The sequence below is a fragment of the Paenibacillus sp. Marseille-Q4541 genome, from assembly GCF_018310695.1.
Classification (GTDB): domain Bacteria; phylum Bacillota; class Bacilli; order Paenibacillales; family Paenibacillaceae; genus Paenibacillus.
In genome coordinates, this window is sequence record NZ_JAGXCY010000001.1 from 268,282 (window position 1) to 290,808 (window position 22,527).

Sequence of the window (22,527 nt, forward strand, 5' to 3'; positions counted from 1 at the left end):
TCAACATAAAAAAAGAGAACAGTTTGCCTATTAAGCATACTGTTCTCTTTTTTAACTTGTTCAAACCTCTATCTCAAGCTTCTAAATGATAAAATAGAGTTCTACTTCTCTTCTTTACGAACGAGAGGCACACCGTCATTCATTTTCTCGTGCCATACTTCATAATGATGAATGGCAAGTCCAGCAAAGGAAGAATGTTTCGTTCCGAGCTCAGCAGCTATTTCCATCTCCGATTCCAAATTCGTGACATTTTTTCGGAAAAAGGTCAGATGCTCACCTTCCTCGGTATGCCCTAATTCTGCTCCGATCCATACCTTCTTGTCCAGTTCATCTGCCTCACCAAGCTCTTCTTTCGAAAGATCGTACATTTGCTGACCGCTGTCCCGATAAGCCATGATTGCAATCGCATCAAACTTATCAATTATCCAGCGGCTAAATGTTCCTTTGCCACCCGGAGCTTCTCGCTTATCGAGCCAAAATGGAACTGCCGCGCTCATATAGAGGTTGCCTTCGGCTCCAGCCTGAATCCATTCCTCCATATTTTCGCTCCATTCGTCTATAACAGCTGATTCTTCTCGCTCCCATCGTTTAAGTTGGTACGGCTCGACATCAAATTGAACACCTGCAAACTGCTCCTCTGGCGCCGCTTCCTCATTAAATGTCTTTACCCATTCAATCCAGGCCGTACCCTCTTCCCGCTTCTCGGTATAAGCCCAGTCTGCATGTCCATTCAGTGCATGGACGGAAATTTGGTGAGCTTGTGCCTGAGCATTAAAATGCCTATAGGCTTCGTCAGACACACTGTTTTTCGTTTGCAGAAAAACAGTATTCACCTTTTGTTCTGTCAGGAACGTAACAATTTCGTCCGTATGCTCTTCAATGATAGAAGCATCCCATAGCCATGTCGCTTTATTTTCATTCACCTCGGGTGATCTCAGCATGAAGTACAGGATGAGTAAAAGAACAAAGATGACAATCAAGGTGCTCCCTTTTACCCATGCCGGCCATGTATTCCATGCGTATCCTCCTCTTTCCAATCGCTTATGAGCCTTTCCGTTTACGGAATCTTTCTTAAGCAAATACCGCTTCTTCCTGCAATGTTACGGGATGCTGTACGGAATGGCCAATTTTATAGATATGTGGTAACGGGAAGTTTTTGAAAGCATTGCGAGTGTCGAGCACCGGTACACCCAGCGATGCAATTTCATCATACTCCAGATTTTTATGGTTTGTGATCAAGACGATGCAGTCATACCCCTTGAAATCAGCTGGGTTATAGGCCACACTATGAACGGTTTCCCCATGTTTGTCACGGAATGTTTCTGCATACGGATCAAAGTACTCTACGTTTGCGCCTGCTTCTTTAAACAGTTCATAGACTTCAAGTCCAGGAGACTCACGAAGGTCCGCAATATTTGGTTTGTAAGCCATACCCAGCAGCAAAATGTTAGATTTACGGATCGATTTTGCATATTCATTTAGAATCGTTGCTGTTTTGTTCATCACGTAGTACGGCATATTGTCATTGGTTGATTGAGCAAGCTCAATGAACTGACTGTAGAACCGGAATCCTTTTGCTTTCCAAGACAGATACATTGGATCCAGCGGAATGCAGTGACCTCCAATACCTGGGCCCGGATAAAATGGCATAAAACCAAACGGTTTTGTAGCCGCTGCATCAATAACTTCCCAAATATCAATACCCATACGGTCACACATCATCGCCATTTCGTTTACAAATGCGATATTTACGCTACGGAATGTATTTTCGAGCAGCTTGGACATTTCCGCAACCTTAGGATTGGACACAGGAACTACCGTCTCCACATACTGACCGTATAGAGCTGCACCAAGTTTCAAGCAAGCTTCTGTTGTACCGCCAATAACTTTTGGTGTATTGAACGTTGTAAATCTCCCATTTGAAGGGTCTACACGTTCTGGTGAGAAGCAGAGGAAGTAATCTTCTCCGACCTTTTTACCAATCGCCTCAAGTTCTTGCTCAATTAATTCCTCTGTCGTACCCGGATAGGTTGTGCTCTCCAGTGTAATGAGCATGCCTTCCTTCATATGCAATTTAATCTGATCAACGACAGTTTCAATATATGACGTATCCGGATCCTGATTCTCGCTGAGCGGTGTAGGCACACAGATACTCAGTGCATCAATCACACGTAACATGCTGTAATCCGTTGTAGGCTGGAAGCGACCGCTTTGCATTACGGTTTTCAGGTCCTCCGATGAAATATCATGAATATAGGACTCACCTTGATAAATGCTGTCCACTTTGGATGGGTCTAAATCAATACCAATAACCGTAAAGCCTTGCTTCACCATTTCTACTGCGAGTGGCAGGCCAACATATCCTAGTCCTACTACACCCAATACTGCTTTCTTGCTCTCAATTGCGTTCATCAAAGTATGGAATTGCTCTTTCACAGTACTTCACCCTCCAAATGGAATTTTAGGTAAGCATATTGCATAATTCAGTTGAATTTATACAATACCCTCCGTTATATGTGTTAAATCAGGACTACCTTATCTGTGTAAAATCTACTCGAATTTACAATCTACGAATACTGTAAAATCTACGATTTCTACTGAAAGCAGCGACGAATTCGTGCATCAAGTTCAACAGGTGAAAAAGGTTTCGTTACGTAATCATCTACCCCTTTTTCAAAACACTGGCTGATGGTCTGCTCTACTCGCTGGTCTGTCAGGACAATCACTTTCGGCGGCGTTGTAAGATTTAAGTTCTGCATTTGATGGATAAATGGAACACCGCTCATTCCGTACAAATTAAGCTCTGTCAAAATGAGATCAGGTTCTACCTTGACTGCCATTTCCAAGGCGCTAAGTCCATCAACTGCTTCGTAGATGTCATAACCTTGCAGTGCAAGACGGATTTGGAGAAACTCTCTTGTCGATTCATCCTGATCCACAATGAGGATCTTGCCTGGCAGAGATGCTGTTTCATTCTGCGTATAAAGCTTGATATCCGCATCATTACTAAGTTTCGCGGTTTCAGCCATATTTTTAAGCAGATGTTTGCTTGGTTTCCCCATTTCAGGGAAGCTTGCCACCGTCAGACGTGGATCAGAACCAGGAAGCAATTGCAACAGCCCTTGTTTCAAAACCAGCGCCTGATAGTGCGTACGATTCAGTGACATAAAGGGAAGAAACACAGCTAGCGTTTCTGTCTTCGCATCTTGCCACACCTGATATTCGGATTCACAAGTCCTCGTCAGAATGTCTCGAAGCTCAGCTTCCGGCTGCTGCTCCATATCCTTGCAATGGACAAACACAACGCCACTATGCTCATTTGCCATTCCTCTTAGTTGCTCATCCAGAATGTCATACACACTACCTTTTACCTGGCGCTCAAGAGTTACCGTATTTGCCATAAGATTCACTTCCACCTTTCAACATTTAACTTCTATAACTTAGGCAGCCTCTTCTGCCTTTGGTTCTTCCCAGCTCTGTCTTGTCATCGCACCCCAGGAGTTATTGTTCTGCATGAACTGGATATGCCCTTGTACCCTCCACAGGACGCCAAGCTGATGATATCCAACAAACTTCAAAGCAGAAAAAGTTAACATTTTTACAAGATCAGATGGTTTCGGGTAACGACGGAAGGCGATTTCTTCTAGAATCAAGGCTCCTACACTCAGCAAATATCCACTTAGGAAGTTAAGAAGACCAAAAATGAGAAGAACCGGCCAAGCTGTCATATCAAGCATCACGTAACCAACCAAGGCCAGAAGTCCGGTAATCCGGAAATAAGGATTCAGGGCTTCAAAAAAAATGTTATACGGCATTGTGAGCATGCCCATTGTTTTATACTTGGGTCTGAACATCATATTTGCATTCTCGATCATATTTTTCAGATTACCCCGGCCCCAGCGTTTACGCTGGTTCGAAATAATCTTGTACGTATCAGGAGCCTGAGTCCAGCAAACGGCCTCCGGACAAAATGCGATACGGTACTTTAATTTATTCTCGAGCATGTAACGATGAAGTTTGATAATAATGTTCATGTCTTCTCCCGGATATCCACCTCGATATCCGCCTACCGCAATGATGGCATCTTTACTGAATAGTCCAAAGGCTCCTGAAACAATGATCAATCCGTTTAAGTCACTCCAGCCAATTCGTCCGCCGAGGAAAGCTTTTAAATATTCAATGGATTGAAACATCGGCCACATTTTTCGCGGCAACGATACTTCTTTTACTGCACCGTTCTCGATTTTACATCCATTCGCAATCCGAACATCTCCGCCAATGGCAACCGTTTCTTCCGGATTTTCCAAATACATGCGTGCCATGCGAATCAGCGCGTCCTTCTCAAGCAGGGAATCTGCATCAATAGATGACACAAGCGGATAATGCGAGAAGTTAATACCGGAATTCAAGGAATCTGCCTTTCCCCCATTTTCCTTATCAATTAAGTACAGAAATGGATATTCCGGATTGTGATATACTCCGCGAACCGGTTCACATTTAATGGTTCCACGAAAAATCGGATTCTCGATGGGGGTCAGCCCAAACTCCTTAACAAGAACCTGCACGGTTTTGTCACTGGAACCGTCGTTGACGACAATGACCTCATAAGTCGGATAATTAAGCGTCATCAAACATTTTACATTTTCGATAATCGTTAACTCTTCGTTATAAGCAGGTACCAAGAGCGAAACTGGGGGGACGACATCCGATCCTGCTAAGCTTTTGAAGCTCGAATATTCTGCCCTGCGGCGAATCGTCCAAATATTTTTATAGGAGAAACACAAAATTCCAAAATATAAAACAGTAACGAAAATAACGTAATAAATAATGATCATTCCATAGCCGAGTAATATATCTTTAAGCAGTGAAATCCCCTCCAATAACTTCAGACATGCGATGGGTCTGTTTTGCTCTTGGTGATGCTCCGAAGTAGCGGTGATAGATAAGTTTTTTCTTGTTTAACATCATCATCTTTTCCAGCTCTTCTTTTCCTTCCGCTGCACCCATTGCCCGCTCTGTATATGCAAGAGCTGCTTCTCTTGCCGTGCCGTTTGCCGTGGCAGCTGTTTCACACAACACTTCAAATCCTCGTACACCGAGCCCAGCTAAACTCTCTGCACTTTGATTGCGTACCAGCAAGTCCGTATCACTCATCCCTTGCTGTAGCAACTGGATGCTGTTTTCTGTATAAACGGAGCCAAGTGCCTTCGCCATTGCAGCTCTAACTTCGCTATTCGCGTCTCTCATAAATTCCGCCATCGTTTGATCCTTCAATACGGGTCCCGTACTTAAATAAAGCTTGATAGCATCCGTGCGTATTGTAACGTCATTCGAGCGGAATAAATGTCTGACAACAGGCATTACTTCCGGAGATGCATAACCGGATAACGCGACAAGCCCAACTTTGACATCTTCATAACGATCTGATTCGAGCAGTTCCCGCAGCAGCCTGCTTGGCTCTAGGCTCGTTTCCATAAGAATATCTGCGGCCATTTGATAAATTGGTTTTCCTTTGCCAAGAAGAAGTCTTAGCATTTCTTTAAGCTCAGCAGGACGCTCTGCGCACTTTGCCACGGCTCTGGCATAAATGATGGCATGTGGCACTTTCTTCTCTTCTTTTAATACTTCTAATAATGATGTCGTCGCCTCTGCACTTCGCATCCCGCCAAGTCGGTAAGCTGCTTCTATTGTTTTGGTACCTGAGATGCTGCCAAGCTGTTTCATTTGCTTCGCAACAAACCCTGCTTCACTTGCAAGGTCACGCAGCTTCACTGCATGCTCTCCTTTAAGCTGGTCCATCATAACGATTAGCTTGTCCATGATCACTTCCTCTTCAAGCTTTGCTAATTTCCCAGGAGGAAGCTGAACCTTCTCATTACCAGTCAAGTTCGCTTGAATGTAGACAAAATAGTCCTTGTGCTTATTTGCATATTGCTCTTTCTTACTTGTTTTTGAATTATGGGACACTTTCATCGTGATGAGCAAAACAATCCCCGCTACGATGAGTCCTGCGCACAAATAAACGAATGCGTACGCGAGGGCCAAATTAGAAAACATGGATGAGTATCCTCCTTTATTGTTCTTGCTCTTGTAACTCGGAAAAAGTCTCTTTCATGAGATCATAGCTCTGTTTGAAACGCTCACTATAGGTGACTGTTTCCCACGGATCCCACGTATAAGGTTTAACCTCCCGTATATCGAGTGTCTTTGCATCGCCTCCTGGCCAGGATACAGTACCGCTGCCAAGATCCGTCAGCCATGGGATAAACCGAATCCCTTCGGTCGTTACCGTCTGGAATCCTCTATCTTCTGTAAGTGGGCTGTAGTCAATGACCTGCAGGGAACTAGGATCGCCAAAACCAAGCAACATCCAAGGAATACGTATTTCCACTTCTTTCCCTGCGTACTGCCAAAGCGTCAACGAGTCGTAGTCCTCCGAATCCGGATTCGATGTCCCCCGGTTCAATGTGCCCACTATTTCATCCATATAAGGATGTGAATACTTCGTATCGGGCGGACTCATCTTCAAACTGATGGCCAGCTTCCAGGGAACAAACGACGGTGTATCCTGTGCTTGCTCCTCCAACATCCAGTACCCCTCCGGTCCGTATAGTCGCTGGTTAAAGTCGTAACTTTTAGCGATGGCAACTTCTGATTCTTGATCGTTGCCTACCGTAATAAGCGTCTCTAACTCCCCGCCTTCCAGTGTCTTACCGGGCAATGCCTCGAGCGGTTGATTCCCGCCGGGAAGAGTATCTGATCCAATATTCAGCTTCGTTGTGGCCGGATCAAATGGTTCATCCAGCGTAATTCCCATGTATACGTAAGCCTCATCATGGGTCAATTGAATCCTTTCAATGCCTTCTGTCTTTCCTTGCCAGAGCTGAATCTGGTTATCCGGCAACGTAGACCAATCCTCAAGTTTCCCATCGATAATCAGCTTATTTTGTTTGCCTGCCTCCATGGCGAGAACTCCGAACATCTTTTCGTTCGTAAGCACGTTCAGCCAGTATGCTCTGCGATCTGCCGGAATTTCGAAAGGCATCGTATTCCACGTCTTCTTGAACCACTCATCCTGCCACATGAAGAGTACCGCCCCTGCGTAACCTTCGTCATAAATATCCATTGTGAGCGACTTATTGATCTCGCCTTGTTCGAGCTCATTATGACCCCCTTGGTCTTTCCCTCCCGGTCCATAATGAGATACGCCGAGAGAAGCAGGGACACCATACTCTGTAATCATTACAGGCATATCGGGATACTCGGATTTAAGTTTTTGCAAGTACGCTTTATACGTGTTGTACTCCCCATCCTCATCCTTAATCGTCTGCAAAGACTTATCCGTACGGAAGAAATCTGGATAATAGGGATACACGTGATAGGCTGCAAAATAACCTCCTTGCCAATGGACCGGTTCAATATGATTTGCATCTACACTTACTAGATCCTCTTCGAACAGCGGCTCACCTGGGTGCTCCAGCACATCTGTGGTTACCCAATTGGTAAAGGTTAAAGGATGTTCCCACCCGTACTTCTTCTCTTCCTTTGCTACTTGGTCAAGCAGCTCTGCAAGCCAATTTTCAAACGGACTCGCATTTTCAGTACCGGAAATATGGACCCCTTCGTAACGAGGATAATCTGGATGTGTCTGGTTCGTATTATCTACCATCTGTGGGTCCCACTCCGTACCCAAATGCCAAGCTAATAAATATTGACCCACATCCGCTGTGTATTTACCGCTTGATTCTCCGTTCACATGGGGGATATTTGCATCCCCATACACCGCAGTTACCGCTTTTTTGATCTCCGCTTTAAATTTCTCATCAATGCCTTCTGCAAAAGCGTCTTTTTGCTCAATCAGCTGCTCTTCAGGTGACCAAATTCCCTGCATGAAGTACAGGGGATGTTCTTTACCTCTGTTGTACTCTGCCAGCGCAGAATAGAATACAGGTTGATGGACCGTATAGATACGGATTACATTTGCACCCATATCTTCAATTTGCTGAAACCACTTAAGGTAATCTTCCTTTTCAAGCGGAAACTCACCCGGGTAATGTCCTGGCTTCGTTGAACCTAGGTTCACACCTTTCACAAATAGCTCCTGCCACTTCCCGTCCTGGCTATACTGCAGGAACTTGTCGCCTTCAGTTCTGAATTTCATTTTTGTTCCGTCTTCTGCAGCAAAGGTGACTTGCGCAGGCTTCATGTACGAATACAACGCCCAACCGCCGCCGCCGAAGATAAGAATGCCTGTTAAAACCCATATGGCAAATCGTTTTCTCTGTCGTCTGCTCATGGTTTCTTGGTTCGCTCCACTTCTGCTCATTCGTTATTAAACTTTGTCATCGTAAGGCAAAAACGATAAATGCAATGCCTCCCTTGATTGCAGGGTCGCCTGCAATGCAGAATCGGATTCTGTCGTTTGGCGAACGTCTGCACCCTTCTCATTAACTATATCGCCAAGCTTTCCCTTTTGTAACTAGGCTATTGGAAGGAAAGATGTGATGGATATTATTGCCCAGTTTCAAAATCATTTTCCTGCTTTTCAAGTCCGGTGATCCCAAAACGCTGTTTTCTTTTTTGATCCTTATATTCTATAAAAGTGACACAAAAAAATAGAGATCCTCCTTCCTACTCAGAAAGGAAAAGCCTTACTGCCCAACAGAAAGTAGCCACTTTCATCTTGCATCCCGCCTATATAGTGTAACGCATTTCATCACCCAAAGTTCCTCTTGATTTACAATTTTAACCATAGTTATTACAAAATTGATACTATAGTCTGATACTAAAACCGTGAAAAAGCCTGATGTAGCAGCATTCTTAAAAAAACTCTTTTTTTCAAAAAAGGTCAACAGTCCTGCATCTAGGACAATATTATTTATAAATCATTTACATTCCGATCACGGTTCCCTTTTTCCTGACCCTCAGGTCTCAAATAACTTACATCTTATGTAAAAAAACAAGTCCTTTTTCCTAATTTTTAATACTTTCTGAGTGTTTTTAGAAAGTTCCAACCATTTTCAAAAAAATTCCGGTTGCTGTATGTATATTTCTCCGTTATTCTAATAAAATAAGAACATGTGTTCCGTATATGAAAGAATGGAGAGGAGTTTGGGTGATATGGAGCGAAAAAAACGCGTGATTATGCTGGCAGACTGCCAATCCTTTTATGCTAGTGTGGAGAAATCGGCCCATCCCGAGTATGTAGATAGACCCCTTGTCGTTGCCGGTGATCCGGCCCGCAGGTCCGGAATTATTCTTGCAGCCTGTCCGCTAGCCAAGGCCTACGGAATTACGACAGCAGAGCGTCTATCAGATGCACTTGCTAAATGCCCAGACGTGGTCGTTGTCAGACCAAGAATGGCAGAATATATCCGGGTTTCTCTCCATATCACGAGTATTCTGCAGTCCTATACCGATCTTGTGGAGCCTTACAGCATTGATGAACAGTTCCTCGATGTAACTGGCAGTTTGGGACTTTTCGGCACAGCCGAAGAGATTGCCTATCAGATCCAGCAGCAAGTTAAACAAGAGACGGGTGTATATGTGCGAATTGGTATTAGCGATACCAAAGTCGTGAGCAAAATGGCTTGTGATTTGTTTGCCAAGAAAAATGAGACCGGTATATGTACCTTACCGAAAGAAGAGATAGCGAGTACACTGTGGCCCATTCCGATTCGGGAAATGTTTATGGTCGGTTCTAGAATGGCGCATCATTTCTATAAGATGGGGATTCATACGATCGGAGATTTGGCACATACGCCACTCCCTCGTCTACGAGATCGCTGGGGTGTCAACGGCGAAGTTTTGTGGCGCATCGCGAACGGTATAGATGACTCACCTGTAAGACCAAGTACTTTTTCGCAGCAGCAAAAAGGGATCGGCCATCAAATGACCCTTCCGCGAGACTACACTACGTGGTCTGAGATTCGTATTGTCCTTTTGGAACTAGCCGAGCTTGTCACAAGACGGGCCCGGGAAAAAGGCCTTATGGGGAGCGTCGTATCTGTGGGCTGCAGGGGAATTGATTTTGACAAACCCACTGGTTTTTCTAGACAGATGAAAATAGATGAACCTACGCAAATTACCGCAGAAGTCTATAAAGCAGCAAGTGAGTTGTTCCAGCGTCATTGGGACGGCCAGCCGGTAAGGAGAGTAGGTGTCTCACTTACGGATCTTGTACCGGATACTGAATATCAATTGACCTGGTTTGATGATCGTGAGCAGCAACGGGAACTGGAAAAAGCAACAGATGCGATCAAACGGAGGTTTGGAGACACGGCAATCATTCGTGCTTCCTCTCTTCAAAACGCAGGTCAAGCACATGATCGTTCCCGTAAAATTGGAGGTCACTATCGATGAGTAAAAAATTACAGCAAAACGGATTATTCGAATCATCCCGAATGATGCTTCCCGAACATCGCGAAGCATATGTACAACATCAGCAAAAATTAGCCCCAAGAACTCGTCCGGTCCTTGATCCGCAGGCGATTGAAGAAATGTCGCGCTTGCTTGCAGAATCGCTTATGCTAAGCGAACCTGTAACTATTGTCCTGTTTGACGAGTGGGAAAATGTCCACCTTACCGGAACGGTTATCAAATTTGATCAGGCAGGAAGATCAATTCGCATTCAGGACGCAAGCGGGCTTCATGATGTGCGTATGAGACATATTATTGAGGTTCATGCTAACTAACCTGCTTATTTTATTGACATAGAATACTTAGGAGGCAATGCGTTATACTGGATACAAAAAGGAAGGAATGTGCAGACTTTGTGCGGAAGATTTACGCTTGGTGTCACGATGGAAGAGCTTATGCTTCATTATATGCTTGATGATATCCCTGATTATATTGATTATAATCCCCGTTACAATATTGCCCCCACCCAGCAAGTCGTGGCCATTATTCATGATGGTACAAAACGAAGAGCAGGTACGCTGCGCTGGGGACTCATCCCTCACTGGGCGAAAGATAAGAGCATTGGTAGTAAAATGATTAATGCACGCAGTGAGACCCTTCTTGACAAACCTGCGTTTCGCGAGCCCTTTCTTCGTAAACGTTGCCTCATTCCAGCTGACGGTTTCTATGAATGGCAGAAACAAGAAAACGGTACGAAAACACCTTACCGAATCACAATGCAAGACAAAGGTATTTTCAGTTTTGCCGGGTTATACGACATTTGGATGAGTCCAGAGGGACAGAGAATAAGTACCTGTACCATCCTCACCACTCGTCCAAATTCGCTAATGTCCCAGGTCCATGACCGAATGCCCGTGATGATCCATCCAGAGCAAGAAGAGCTGTGGCTTGATCGGACGGTTCAGCGTCCGGAAGCAATCACGCCCCTGCTAGTCCCCTATCCCGCAGAACAGATGCAAGCCTATCCGGTGTCCACTGCGGTAGGCAAAGTAACCAATGACAGTATCGATTTGATCGCACCAGTAAAGTTGTAAAGTAACAACTCCAGCTTCATATAAAAAAGGGGGCTGAATTAAATTCAGCCCCTTTTTTAGTATGATTCTTTTTTACCAAGCATCAAAAATCACGTTAGATTCAATGTGCCCTGAACTTGAGCCATTCTGCTCTACATTCAGCGAAACATTCCCCATAGTTTAATAAGATGCAAGGTGTTGTTCGGATCAATCTTTTGATCAACGACAAACTTGACGAACTTATCCTCCTCCGCAGCCGAAAATTTCTCATTCAATATAGCGGCAGACGATTTGACAAGTCGTCTTACTTTTGCACTACTCTGAAGATCCGATTTCGTAACTCCGTCAAGCAGCACTTTGATCCGTTCCTTCGCTGCCGGATTTTTCATTTTCGTCTTAATACGTTCCACCAGCTGCGGACTAATGCCATATTTTTGATAGCTCAAAGAACGTTACACCTCCCGCATATTGTAGTCCCTCACTACTATATGCGGAGTGTGCTCGTCCACTTGACCCTTAATTTATAGCTCGCTCCTTAATCCATGACATCCGCTTGGAAAATCTGTTCCTGCCGCAAGAAGCCTCGCAGGGCTTCGTACCCAGGAGAAGTCCAGAACGATTCACTAGACACGAGCGACGCTGCATCATCACGGGCCACTTCCAGTACCTCAAAATCACTCACCATATCAGCAATTTTAAAGTCTGGCAGACCACTTTGCTTCGTACCGAAGAAATCACCCGGTCCCCGCAAATCCAAATCACGCCGTGACACTTCGAAACCATCCTCGGTTTCTGTCATGACCTTCATTCGTTCTTGTCCTATTTCTGACTTTGGATCTGCAATGAGTACACAGTAAGAAGCATAGGAACCCCTTCCCACACGACCACGCAGCTGATGAAGTTGAGATAGCCCAAATCGCTCCGCATCCATAATAATCATTAGCGTAGCATTAGGTACGTCCACTCCAACCTCAACTACAGTAGTAGATACAAGCATCTGAGTCTCATTTTCGTAGAAAAGCCGCATTGACTCTTCTTTTTCCGACGGCGTCATCCGCCCATGCAAAAGACCTACTTGATACTGAGGCAGAGCTTGTTGCATCGCCACATGCAGATCAATCGCATTTTGAACGTCCAGCTTCTCTGATTCCTCAATAAGTGGACAGATCAGATAGGCTTGACGACCTTGGCCCAGTTCCCGAGTAATAAACCCAATCACCCGATCCATCATGTCATGCTTCACCCAATAGGTTGAGATGGGAATCCGTCCTTTAGGACGTTCAGAGATCGTAGATACGTCAATATCACCAAAAGCGGTGATCGCAAGTGTCCTTGGTATCGGTGTAGCTGTCATCGTAAGTACATCCGGATTATAACCTTTACGGCGTAGCACACTGCGCTGGTTTACTCCAAACCGATGCTGCTCATCCGTAACAACAAGACCAATATTACGGAAAAATACGTCGTCCTGAATGAGCGCATGAGTACCCACCACTACGTCAATAAGTCCCATTTGTAGTCCTGCCAAAATTTCTTTGCGCTTGCGTCCCGGAGTGCTTCCTGTCAGCAGTGCAACCTGGATATCAAAAGGGCCAAATAGCTTCTCCAGAGAACGCATATGCTGCTCTGCGAGTATTTCTGTCGGCACCATAAGTGCACCCTGAAATCCAGAACGAACAGCAGCAAACAGAGCGATCGCCGCAATTACCGTTTTTCCTGAACCAACGTCGCCTTGAAGTAACCTGTTCATGCAGTAAGGAGAGCGCATATCATGCAAAATCTCCAGCTCTACCCGTTTCTGAGCATCCGTAAGCTCAAACGGCAAGCTGTGAACAAACTCGCGGATGATGCTGTTCGGCGCGGTATGTACAACCCCATCGTTTCTTCCGCGATTGATCGCACGAAAAGCCTGCATTTTCAGTTGGAACAAAAAAAGTTCCTCGTAAACCATTCTCCTACGCGCTTCCTGACCTAACTGCGGATCTCCAGGCTGATGAATTAAGGCGATTGCCCGTTTACGAGGCATGAGTTTGTATTTGCTAAGCAGTTCAGCAGGGAGTAGTTCGGGTACAAGGTCCCCATATTGCTGAAGTGCCTGGTTAATCGTCTTACGTAACCAGTTCTGAGTCATTTTCCCACCAATCGAATAGACGGGCTGAACAGAACCTGTTCGTCCTGCCCCTTTGTCTGGAAATTCTGACTCAGAGACGGTAAGCTGCATTCGTTTCTGATCCCATTTTCCAGTCAGCGTAATTTCCCGATTGGGCGTTAACTGATCCTTCAAAAAATGGCGATTGAACCATGTCGCTGAAAACATAAAATCCTCTGCCATCATTCGGCAAGTAAGTCTGGACTTACGTCCATATCGTTGCAGCACAGGTACACCCATTATTTTAGCTTGAACCGTAACCCGATCCCCGTCCTTCACCTCTGTTAGGGAACGAAGACGGTAATCTTCATAACGAAAAGGATAGTATTCAAGCAAATCTTTAACTGTATAAATGCCAAAGGCGTGAAGCTCTTCTTCTTTAAGAGCACTCACGCCGCTGACTTGCTTCACCGATGTTTCTTCTAACAACATAAAGCATCCCTCATTTTATGCAGGCCATACAAAAACAGCTATGGTTCCAAACCCGACGTGGCTGCCAATTACAGCACCAATGTTAGGATAAACCACTTCCCCCAGTTCAAACCGGGTTTTCATCAGCGCGATAAAAGCTTCTGCCGTTTCAGGATTGGCTGTATGGCCAACTGCAATATTAATCCGTTTACCCGCAAAATCTTGTTCAAACATTTGGACAATACGTTCCATCGCTTTCTTCTGGCCTCTGATTTTCTCAACAGCGTAAATGACTCCCTCTTCGTCGATCGAGAGAATAGGCTTGATGTTAAGCAAGGTTCCCAGAATAGCGGAGGCTTTACCGATCCGTCCACCTTTTTGCAAATACTCTAACGTATCCACTAAAAAATATAGCTTGCGATCCTGATGTAGCTTGTGCACCTCAGCCTCAATCTCAGCTGCACTCTTTCCGGCTTGTGCCAGCTGAGCAGCATGTATGACCAAAAGTCCATATCCGTAACTTGCCGATTTGGAGTCAATAACGGTAATATCTGCTCCATACTCTTCCTCAAGCATCGATTTCCCAAGCAATGCAGATTGATATGTCCCGCTCATCCCGGAAGACAAATGGATAGACACAATTTGACTCCCTGGATGCTCGTTCAAAAGTTCGGAATAGACATTCATAAACTCCGCTGGAGAAGGCTGAGAAGTAGTAGGCAACACTTTTGCATCTCCAAGCTTCTCATAAAACTTAGCCGGGCTCAGCTCTATCCCATCAAGATAGGTTTCCTGACCAAATACCACTCGAAGAGGGACCACATGTATCTGGTATTTTTCAACCAGTGCATCTGGAATATCTGCAGTACTATCCGTAACAATGAAAACTTGGCTCATGAAAGGACCTCCTTATCTATGATCAAGCTTCAACCGAGAAGAGATAAGAATAGATCGGCTGACCACCTTCGTGCACTTCAATCTCTGCATTTGGATATTCAGCAGCAAGCCATGATGCAAGACGCTCTGTCTCTACCTCTTCGGCTTCTTCACCTGCTAGTATCGTTATTACTTCATCGCCGCTTTCAATCATCTTGTTCAACAGTTGCTCACAAGTAGGGATAAGCCCTTCCTCGGTAGCAACAATTTTGGAATCATGAATACCAATAAAGTGCCCCGCCTTGATTTCAAGATCATCGAACACTGTGTCTCTCACCGCGTAGGTAACTTGACCAGAACGTACATGAGCGATCGCTTCAAGCATATTCTCCTCATTAGACTCTGCGCTTTCGTCCTCCTGGAATGCAAAAGCAGCTGAAATCCCTTGAGGAATCGTCTTGCTCGGAATTACAGTTACAAGACGTTCTCCTTCCAGCAAATCTCTTGCCTGTTTCGCTGCAAGAACAATATTAGAGTTATTTGGCAAAATAAAAACATGTTCTGCATCAATGGAATGAATTGCCTTCACAAAATCTTCTGTACTTGGGTTCATTGTTTGTCCACCAGACAGAACGATATCTACCCCAAGGCTTGTAAACACATCTGCAATTCCTTGGCCAGAAGAAACGGCAATAAATCCAAATGGAGCTAGCTCATCTGCCGGCAGGATAGACGGTTCAGGAGGAAGTTCTTGTTCCTGAGGAATATCTGCAAACAGCTCTGGCGCTGGCGCAGCATCCATCCCAGCTGTCAACAAATCACGATGCTGTTCCCGCATGTTCAGAATATGGATTTGTGTGATCTCTCCGTATTGAAGAGCCAGATTGAGTACATCTCCCGGCGTTTTGGAATGAACATGGACTTTAATCACTTCATCGTCCGAGATAATAATGATGGAATCACCATTAACTGATAACGCTTTCCTAAAATTTTCCTCATCAAATGGCGTTCCTTGCGCTTCACCGAGCTGACGGTTAATAAAGAACTCCATATCGTACAAGAACTCAATATCCTCGGTTTCCAATCTGGCTTGAGCTGTGAGTGGAAGCTCGCGAGAAATCACAGGTGCGGTCTGAGTAACCTTTGCAGCAGGAGCTGGAGTAACAGTTTCCTTTACAAGTTGAATCCCGGAATCCGTTCCGGTAGCCCCAAGTAAATATTCCATGAAGCCTTCATAAATATATACAAGCCCTTTTCCGCCAGAATCAACAACGCCTACCTGTTTGAGTACAGGAAGCATTTCCGGTGTTAAGGCAAGAGTTTCATTGGCTTTTTTTAATACTTCACTCATTAGTTCGGTAATGTCATTGGTTCGACGAGCATAATAAGTCGCATGCTTAGCCGCTTCCTTGGCAACCGTGAGGATCGTACCTTCTACTGGTTTAACTACAGCCTTATATGCGGTATCCACACCGCTCTGGAGGGCAGCAGCAAACTGAAGAGTATTCAGCTCCTCGTATGGGGCAGCGTAACGACTGAAGCCCCGGAACAACTGCGACAAAATAACACCGGAGTTTCCACGTGCGCCCATCAGCAGGCCTTTCGATAAAATACCTGCACAGCTTCCGATTGAACTAGAGCTGTTTCTTTTCAGTTCGGCCACACCGGCACTCATAGTCAAATTCATATTCGTACCCGTGTCTCCATCTGGGACAGGAAATACGTTTAGGGAATTGACGTGTTCAGCATGCTTATGCAATTGATCCGCTCCGGCTAAAACCATTGCGTTAAAATCTGTTCCATTTAAAGAACGTTTACTCAAGTGAGAATTCCCCTTCCTAGCTTGATGCGTGAGCTTAATCCTAAGAAGGCGGGTGCCTTCAAGAAGAGCTCTAACATCCGATGTTCCGCTGAGCCAGTAACTCTAGCGGCAGCGGTTCTTTCCGCAGTATTATGGACTATACACCATTGTACTATAATCAAGGTTAGAAATAAATAAAGTTTTTGTTTATGTTGACTAAGCTTTTTCTTATATGATATTATATATAAGTATTGTTTTATGCAGGTGTATTGGATAAGTATGACCAAATTGGTCTGAAATACAACCATTGACCTTGCGGATAACGGTTACTTTCAGAATAGGAGGTGTAATCTATGTCTCGCAAATGTTATGTGACAGGCAAAAAACCGGGTAGCGGTAACCACGTTTCTCACGCTAACAACCGTAACCGCCGTTCCTGGGGCGTAAACGTTCAAAAAGTTCGCATTCTGGTGGACGGTAAGCCAAAACGCGTTTATGTTAGCACCCGTGCTCTGAAAGCCGGTAAAGTAACTCGCGTATAATCTTAGTTACGTCTATAGAATACAAGACAAAAAGCACCTTGCCTTCTGACTAGGTGCTTTTTTCATGCCCGGATTTCCGGCGATCCTTCCCATGGTAGCCCTCTTAGCGTAAATGGACACACTTCAGGCTTATCTTATTTCTGGAACGTGTTCAGGATCGCTTTTACAAAACCTCCTAAGAACTTTGGAAGCTTAAACGTGTAGAATTTCATACTTCACCCTCCCCATCATCCTCATGCGCTCCACCTTTTCATCGTGCCAGAAGCCTTCCTTTTCGCTTAGAATCTAAATTAGGACTATACGAAAAAAGGCTACATGAGAATCGCGCTCATGTAACCATATTTATGCAGGACACTCTCTTGCTATTCCACAAGCTTTGCTTAAACCGGTGGAGGATTCGTTTTGATAAAGGTATATGCCGACCATAATAAGATAAATAACAAGTAATATACGATGGTGAAAATGATAAAAGTAATCCGAATCCCTTTCCGTTGAAACTTGCGAAAAAACCAAATTACAAGGATAACACCAAGAATAGATACAACAGCATTAATAGGAGAAGGTAGGAGTGCAAAGGAACCCAGTAAGGTTCCAGAAACAAGACTGATTAGCGAAGTCCACAGCGCTTCTTTAAAGGTCATCTCTAACCTCCAAAGCTTTGACGTATTTCCGTAATTGCTTCCGCACGGTCTGCTTTTCCGAATACAGCACTACCAGCAACAAGCACATCTGCCCCAGCATCCACTACAAGCGGAGCTGTCTCTTTCGTAATTCCTCCATCAACTTCAATATGGACGTTAGGACGTCCTCTCTCAATTAAAGAACTTCGAATTTCGCGAATTTTACGCAAAGTTCCCGGGATAAACGCTTGTCCGCCAAAACCTGGATTTACGGTCATCACCAGTACCATATCAACATCATCAAGTACTTCTTGAACATGGGAAGCCGGTGTTCCTGGATTAAGAGCTACACCAGCCATAATTCCATGTTCCTTGATCAGATGAATAACGCGGTGTAGATGTACGCACGCTTCCACATGAACCGTAATCATGCCTGCTCCTGCTTTGACGAAATCGGCAATATAACGCTCCGGATTTTCAATCATTAAATGCACATCTAGCAGAAGACCTGTATGCGGTTTAATTGCTTGTACAATAGGAGCTCCGAGCGTAATATTAGGAACAAAATGTCCATCCATCACATCAACATGGATCCAGTCCCCACCGGACGCTTCTGCTTCTGCTACTTCGGCTCCGAGGCGTGCAAAATCTGAGGATAGGATAGATGGTGCAATTTTAATTGTCATAGTTAGTACCTCCGCTTCTTGTCCTTCATTTCTTCTAAAAATTGAACGTAATGATCATATCTGCTTGCAGCAATCTGGCCTTCTTCTTTGGCACGAAGTACTTCACATCCTGGTTCATGGGTGTGACTACAGCCTCTAAATTTACAGCCTAATGAATATTCACGGAACTCCCGGAAACACTCTCCGAGTTCCTCAACACCAATCTCCAAGAAATCCAGCTGGCTAAAGCCAGGTGTATCAGCCACAAAACCACCATTATCTAGCGGAATAAGCTCCACATGACGTGTTGTATGTTTGCCTCGGCCAAGTTTCATACTAATCGCACTTGTTTCAAGCGTGAGACCAGGCATCATTGCATTTAGCAAGGAAGATTTCCCTACACCGGATTGACCAGAGAATACGCTAATTTCTCCAGCTAGTTGCTGTTTCAGTTCCTCATACCCGGTGCCTTCCCTAGAACTCGTGCGAATGACTTCATATCCGATCGACTTATAAAGATCAATAAGCTTCTTATATTTTTGCTCGCTATCCGCATCGACCAGATCATTTTTGGTCAAACAAATAATGGCGTCTAACCCTGCCTGTTCAATGTGAACCAAAAATTTATCGAGCAGCTGGACATTCATTTCCGGTTCTTTTAGTGAAAATACAAGCACTGCAAGACGAGCATTTGCCATGGGTGGACGGATAAGTTCTGTATCTCTTGGTAAAATCTCAGTAACCGTACCTTCACCATTCTCGGTAAGAACGTACTTAACACGATCACCAACCAGTGGAGAAATCCCTCGATTCTTGAAGACTCCTCTCGCCCGGCATTGAACGGAGGATTCCGAATCGACCGGAGCCCCACCCTCTCCAAGTGGCTTTACATAATAATACCCGCTTAATGCTTTAATAATAACTCCATCGAGCATGAATCCACCGTCCTCTATACTAATTTGATATATCCTATGTAATGAAGAACAGGCGCCTTGTCAGCGCCTGAAATGAAGAGTGCTTTATCATATTACGTAAATCACTCATCACCATCGTCATCGGATGGATCATCATTTCCTTGACCTTTTCCCTGACCTTTGTCTCCATTGTTACCATTATTCCCGTTATTACCACTGCTTGCGTTCTCACCATTATTCCCATTTTCATTACCGTTATTTCCATTAGCCGGGTCTTCTTGTTCAGGTGGGTCCACAGCATTTCCTTTACCTGTGTCTACCGTACCTTCTTCGTCTCCTCCACCACCTTCTTCAGGTGGGGAGGGCTGATCAATTCGAGGTATCTCGACACTATCATTTTTAGCGTCAAAGTATCCTACTTTGTAAGTGTCAACCAACTGTCCATCACGATGGACAGATACATATCCGTCTCGGTTAGGGGCAAGCACAAGGGGAACAGAGAATGTTTCTACTTTGTTAATGGTTTTGGTACCCCATTCCTGATTTTCGCCACGGGCATCGGTGTATACGATTCGAATCTTGCTGTTTTTTCCTTCTTCGCTAGGAGCAATAGGGAAAGCAAAGGTATATTCGATCGTCTCCGGTGAGTATCCGGTACTTACATAGATTGTAATCTCTGTACCAGGTGCAACCGAAGCCCCTGCATCAACCGGCCATTGCTGAGTAACTTTCCCTTTTTCCACTTCAAAACTGGCTTCTTCCTTGACTTCAGCAAGCTTCAGGTTGTTATTCTTAAGCAGTTTTTCAGCTTCAGAGCGTGTTTTATTAATTAAATCCGGCACAGTAACCATTTCTGGACCTTTGCTGACCGTTAGAACAATCTCTGCCGTTTCTGGGTCAAAATCTAAACCTGCAACGATAGACTGGCTAATCACAGTCCCAGTTGGTTTGTCACTAAAACCTTCTTCTTTTTTGATCTGATTTTCATTCAATTCAAGACCAAGCAGCTTCTGAACAGCATCTTCGTAATTTTCTCCCGTTACATCAAGCATCTTTTCTAGTGGTTTTTCAGCACCAATGGTCAGATCAATCAATGAGCCTTTCTTGACGACACTACCCTCAGGTCTGCTCTGCTCAAATACAATTCCAGGATCGACTCCTTCCTTGTATTCCGCAACCACTTCATCGACTTCCAGTCCAACTTCGGTAAGAAGCTGGCGAGCTGCATCTTCGTCCAGCGTAATAACACTTGGTACTTCAACATTAGGTACAACTAGTACCTTCTCTACGTACCAGACAACTCCAGCAAGGGCAATGAGAACAATAAGGGTTAAAGTCACCCAAAAAGCAGCCCTCTTCTTAGATTTCTTACTTGGCTTTGTTTTCTTATCTGTACCCTCTTGCTTCACTTCGGTTGATTCCGTCTGAACTGCTGTAAGCTGATCAGGCTTGATAGCAGGAATGACACGAGTTTGATCCGTGTCAAACTCATCATCAAAGAGAAGTTTGGGCTCTTCCAACCGGTCAGGGAACAAACATGTCTCAAGATCGCTTTGCATCTCCAGCGCAGATTGATATCGTTCACTCGGATTTTTACGCATCGATTTGAGAATAATATTCTCAACACTTTGCGGAATGAGTGGATTTACAAGCCTTGGCTCTTCAAAATCTTCCTGCAGATGTTTCAGTGCAACACTGATTGGACTCTCCCCTAGGAAAGGTAATTGCCCTGTCAGCATTTGATAAAGAACAATACCAAGTGAATAGAGATCTGACTTTTCGCCTGTCACTACCCCTTTTGCATGTTCAGGAGAAAAATAATGCACCGAGCCGACAACCGACCCGGTTTGTGTAATGGTCGTAGACGTCACGGCTCGCGCGATACCAAAGTCTGTCACTTTGACCCGGCCGTTTCTTCCAATAAGAATATTATGTGGCTTAATATCGCGATGAATAATCTGGTTATGATGCGCATGATCTAATGCATCCGCAATTTGACATGCAATTCTTACAGCCTCTTCCACTTGCAGTGGTGCACGTTCTTTAATAATCTCGTTCAGGTTTTGTCCTTCAATATATTCCATTACGATGTAATGAATCTCATCTTCCTGACCTACATCATAAATACTGACCACATTCGGATGAGACAAAGAAGCAGCAGATTGTGCTTCTCGGCGAAAACGCCTAATGAACTCTTCATCATGAACAAACTGCTGACGCAGGACTTTAATGGCTACATTACGGTTCAGCAAAATATCATGCGCCTTGTAAACCAAAGCCATTCCGCCTCCACCAACACGTTCAATCACTTCATAACGACCGCCAAGTTGGTGCCCGATCATAAGTTACCCCCCTCTTCCGTGCCGCCATGTACCGTTTCAGGCATTTCAAAAAGGGCAACCGTAATATTGTCATCTCCGCCAGCAAGCAGTGCGAGCTGAAGCAGTCTTTCTGCTCTTTCAGAGAGTAAAAGATCAGCTTGTCCAACAACGGTGCTGATCTGTTCACTGCTCACTAAATTGCTCAAACCGTCACTGCAGAGCATAAGTACATCTCCAGGCTCCATTTGAACAGGATAGAGGTCTACATTGACTTCCTCATCTGTGCCGAGCGCTCTTGTAACCACATTTTTAAGCGGATGAACATGAACTTCTTCTTCGCTGATCTGACCGTTCTTAAACAGCTCATTCACAAGTGTGTGATCTTCAGTCAGCTGTATCGTTTTACGACCAGATATCAGATAAGCTCTGCTGTCACCAATATGGCCAATAATGCCTGATGAATCACTCATCAGAACAGCAACGACCGTGGTCCCCATATTATGAAATTTCTCATCTTCTGCTGCCTGACGAAATATAACCTCATTCGCATGCAAAATTGCATCACTAAGCGCAGCTGATAACGTCGATATAGGCAATTCAGTCTCGAGTCCGGCTAGGTCCTGTGAGACGGTTTCTACCGCAAGACGACTTGCTGTATCACCGGCTAGATGACCACCCATGCCATCCGCTACGATACCAAGAATATAACCTTGATCCAATTGGTGGACCCAGGCTGAATCTTCATTCACGGAGCGAACCCGCCCTACGTGGCTGACATGTACTGTATTCATCACCG

The 22,527-nt window shown here is 44.7% G+C and carries 20 protein-coding genes; 4 read left to right on the plus strand and 16 right to left on the minus strand.

From position 1 onward, the window contains the following. Window positions 1–101: 101 nt before the first annotated feature. The 6 genes from KFT32_RS01355 to KFT32_RS01380 all read right to left on the minus strand — a co-directional run bounded on the left by KFT32_RS01355 (window position 102) and on the right by KFT32_RS01380 (window position 8,296). The gene (locus tag KFT32_RS01355) at window positions 102–1,079 is read right to left on the minus strand and encodes a hypothetical protein (protein ID WP_249344821.1); all 978 of its coding nucleotides are present in this window, start codon (window positions 1,077–1,079) and stop codon (window positions 102–104) included. Further along, window positions 1,072–2,412 carry a nucleotide sugar dehydrogenase gene (locus tag KFT32_RS01360; RefSeq protein ID WP_211745576.1) on the minus strand — a complete coding sequence of 447 codons (1,341 nt, stop codon included), beginning with the start codon at window positions 2,410–2,412 and terminating at the stop codon, window positions 1,072–1,074. The genes KFT32_RS01355 and KFT32_RS01360 overlap by 8 nt, the downstream gene beginning before the upstream one ends. A 182-nt stretch (window positions 2,413–2,594) precedes the next feature. After that, the gene (locus tag KFT32_RS01365) at window positions 2,595–3,401 is read right to left on the minus strand and encodes a response regulator transcription factor (RefSeq protein WP_211745284.1); all 807 of its coding nucleotides are present in this window, start codon (window positions 3,399–3,401) and stop codon (window positions 2,595–2,597) included. A 39-nt stretch (window positions 3,402–3,440) separates the two neighbouring features. Beyond that, entirely contained in the window at window positions 3,441–4,835 is a 1,395-nt protein-coding gene (locus tag KFT32_RS01370; protein WP_211745577.1) for a glycosyltransferase family 2 protein, read from the minus strand. Window positions 4,836–4,857: 22 nt separating this feature from the next. Beyond that, window positions 4,858–6,057 (minus strand): HEAT repeat domain-containing protein, encoded by a 1,200-nt coding sequence (locus KFT32_RS01375; protein ID WP_211745286.1) that lies wholly within the window; start codon window positions 6,055–6,057, stop codon window positions 4,858–4,860. Between the two features lie 16 nt (window positions 6,058–6,073). Next, window positions 6,074–8,296 (minus strand): hypothetical protein, encoded by a 2,223-nt coding sequence (locus tag KFT32_RS01380; RefSeq protein ID WP_211745288.1) that lies wholly within the window; start codon window positions 8,294–8,296, stop codon window positions 6,074–6,076. An 824-nt stretch (window positions 8,297–9,120) separates the two neighbouring features. Between KFT32_RS01380 and KFT32_RS01385 the strand changes: the two genes are divergently transcribed. The 3 genes from KFT32_RS01385 to KFT32_RS01395 all read left to right on the plus strand — a co-directional run bounded on the left by KFT32_RS01385 (window position 9,121) and on the right by KFT32_RS01395 (window position 11,453). Continuing rightward, window positions 9,121–10,362 (plus strand): DNA polymerase IV, encoded by a 1,242-nt coding sequence (locus KFT32_RS01385; RefSeq protein ID WP_211745290.1) that lies wholly within the window; start codon window positions 9,121–9,123, stop codon window positions 10,360–10,362. Further along, window positions 10,359–10,694 (plus strand): YolD-like family protein, encoded by a 336-nt coding sequence (locus KFT32_RS01390; RefSeq protein WP_211745292.1) that lies wholly within the window; start codon window positions 10,359–10,361, stop codon window positions 10,692–10,694. Before KFT32_RS01385 ends, KFT32_RS01390 begins: the two co-directional genes overlap by 4 nt. Before the next feature lie 78 nt (window positions 10,695–10,772). Beyond that, complete coding sequence (locus tag KFT32_RS01395) at window positions 10,773–11,453, plus strand: SOS response-associated peptidase (RefSeq protein WP_211745578.1); 681 nt, start codon at window positions 10,773–10,775, stop codon at window positions 11,451–11,453. A 137-nt stretch (window positions 11,454–11,590) separates the two neighbouring features. Here KFT32_RS01395 and KFT32_RS01400 read toward each other — a convergent pair whose 3' ends face one another. From KFT32_RS01400 to KFT32_RS01415, 4 genes are all read right to left on the minus strand, one after another. Further along, window positions 11,591–11,878: a stage VI sporulation protein F gene (locus KFT32_RS01400; RefSeq protein WP_211745294.1), complete on the minus strand. Its 288-nt coding sequence runs from the start codon at window positions 11,876–11,878 to the stop codon at window positions 11,591–11,593. A gap of 89 nt (window positions 11,879–11,967) precedes the next feature. Further along, complete coding sequence (gene recG, locus KFT32_RS01405) at window positions 11,968–14,013, minus strand: ATP-dependent DNA helicase RecG (RefSeq protein ID WP_211745296.1); 2,046 nt, start codon at window positions 14,011–14,013, stop codon at window positions 11,968–11,970. A 15-nt stretch (window positions 14,014–14,028) separates the two neighbouring features. Continuing rightward, window positions 14,029–14,889 carry a DegV family protein gene (locus KFT32_RS01410; protein WP_211745298.1) on the minus strand — a complete coding sequence of 287 codons (861 nt, stop codon included), beginning with the start codon at window positions 14,887–14,889 and terminating at the stop codon, window positions 14,029–14,031. Window positions 14,890–14,911: 22 nt separating this feature from the next. Continuing rightward, the gene (locus KFT32_RS01415) at window positions 14,912–16,690 is read right to left on the minus strand and encodes a DAK2 domain-containing protein (RefSeq protein WP_211745300.1); all 1,779 of its coding nucleotides are present in this window, start codon (window positions 16,688–16,690) and stop codon (window positions 14,912–14,914) included. A gap of 332 nt (window positions 16,691–17,022) precedes the next feature. Between KFT32_RS01415 and rpmB the strand changes: the two genes are divergently transcribed. Continuing rightward, the gene (gene rpmB / locus KFT32_RS01420; protein WP_047910965.1) at window positions 17,023–17,211 is read left to right on the plus strand and encodes a 50S ribosomal protein L28; all 189 of its coding nucleotides are present in this window, start codon (window positions 17,023–17,025) and stop codon (window positions 17,209–17,211) included. A gap of 134 nt (window positions 17,212–17,345) precedes the next feature. On the opposite strand, the gene spoVM is transcribed toward rpmB, so the two are convergent. The 6 genes from spoVM to KFT32_RS01450 form a co-directional block, all read right to left on the minus strand. Further along, window positions 17,346–17,423: a stage V sporulation protein SpoVM gene (gene spoVM, locus KFT32_RS01425; protein ID WP_091159225.1), complete on the minus strand. Its 78-nt coding sequence runs from the start codon at window positions 17,421–17,423 to the stop codon at window positions 17,346–17,348. 168 nt (window positions 17,424–17,591) lie between these two features. After that, entirely contained in the window at window positions 17,592–17,852 is a 261-nt protein-coding gene (locus tag KFT32_RS01430; RefSeq protein WP_211745301.1) for a hypothetical protein, read from the minus strand. A 2-nt stretch (window positions 17,853–17,854) separates the two neighbouring features. Next, the gene (gene rpe, locus KFT32_RS01435; protein WP_211745303.1) at window positions 17,855–18,517 is read right to left on the minus strand and encodes a ribulose-phosphate 3-epimerase; all 663 of its coding nucleotides are present in this window, start codon (window positions 18,515–18,517) and stop codon (window positions 17,855–17,857) included. Between the two features lie 2 nt (window positions 18,518–18,519). Then, window positions 18,520–19,431, minus strand: a complete 912-nt coding sequence (gene rsgA / locus KFT32_RS01440) for a ribosome small subunit-dependent GTPase A (RefSeq protein WP_211745305.1) — start codon at window positions 19,429–19,431, stop codon at window positions 18,520–18,522. 101 nt (window positions 19,432–19,532) lie between these two features. After that, window positions 19,533–21,752: a Stk1 family PASTA domain-containing Ser/Thr kinase gene (gene pknB, locus KFT32_RS01445; protein WP_211745307.1), complete on the minus strand. Its 2,220-nt coding sequence runs from the start codon at window positions 21,750–21,752 to the stop codon at window positions 19,533–19,535. After that, a complete protein-coding gene (locus KFT32_RS01450) occupies window positions 21,749–22,525 on the minus strand; it encodes a Stp1/IreP family PP2C-type Ser/Thr phosphatase (RefSeq protein WP_211745309.1) in 777 nt (258 codons plus the stop codon). Before KFT32_RS01450 ends, pknB begins: the two co-directional genes overlap by 4 nt. Between the last annotated feature and the right edge of the window lie 2 nt (window positions 22,526–22,527).

Excerpts from the sequence above, each read along its gene's own strand:
- KFT32_RS01385 (WP_211745290.1), top strand. The coding sequence starts at position 9,121 with ATGGAGCGAAAAAAACGCGTGATTATGCTGGCAGACTGCCAATCCTTT.
- spoVM (WP_091159225.1), bottom strand. The coding sequence starts at position 17,423 with ATGAAATTCTACACGTTTAAGCTTCCAAAGTTCTTAGGAGGTTTTGTA.
- rpe (WP_211745303.1), bottom strand. The coding sequence starts at position 18,517 with ATGACAATTAAAATTGCACCATCTATCCTATCCTCAGATTTTGCACGC.
- KFT32_RS01410 (WP_211745298.1), bottom strand. The coding sequence starts at position 14,889 with ATGAGCCAAGTTTTCATTGTTACGGATAGTACTGCAGATATTCCAGAT.
- KFT32_RS01370 (WP_211745577.1), bottom strand. The coding sequence starts at position 4,835 with ATGATCATTATTTATTACGTTATTTTCGTTACTGTTTTATATTTTGGA.
- rpmB (WP_047910965.1), top strand. The coding sequence starts at position 17,023 with ATGTCTCGCAAATGTTATGTGACAGGCAAAAAACCGGGTAGCGGTAAC.
- KFT32_RS01375 (WP_211745286.1), bottom strand. The coding sequence starts at position 6,057 with ATGTTTTCTAATTTGGCCCTCGCGTACGCATTCGTTTATTTGTGCGCA.
- rsgA (WP_211745305.1), bottom strand. The coding sequence starts at position 19,431 with ATGCTCGATGGAGTTATTATTAAAGCATTAAGCGGGTATTATTATGTA.
- KFT32_RS01360 (WP_211745576.1), bottom strand. The coding sequence starts at position 2,412 with ATGAACGCAATTGAGAGCAAGAAAGCAGTATTGGGTGTAGTAGGACTA.
- KFT32_RS01430 (WP_211745301.1), bottom strand. The coding sequence starts at position 17,852 with ATGACCTTTAAAGAAGCGCTGTGGACTTCGCTAATCAGTCTTGTTTCT.
- pknB (WP_211745307.1), bottom strand. The coding sequence starts at position 21,752 with ATGATCGGGCACCAACTTGGCGGTCGTTATGAAGTGATTGAACGTGTT.
- KFT32_RS01390 (WP_211745292.1), top strand. The coding sequence starts at position 10,359 with ATGAGTAAAAAATTACAGCAAAACGGATTATTCGAATCATCCCGAATG.
- KFT32_RS01365 (WP_211745284.1), bottom strand. The coding sequence starts at position 3,401 with ATGGCAAATACGGTAACTCTTGAGCGCCAGGTAAAAGGTAGTGTGTAT.
- KFT32_RS01380 (WP_211745288.1), bottom strand. The coding sequence starts at position 8,296 with ATGAGCAGACGACAGAGAAAACGATTTGCCATATGGGTTTTAACAGGC.
- recG (WP_211745296.1), bottom strand. The coding sequence starts at position 14,013 with ATGTTGTTAGAAGAAACATCGGTGAAGCAAGTCAGCGGCGTGAGTGCT.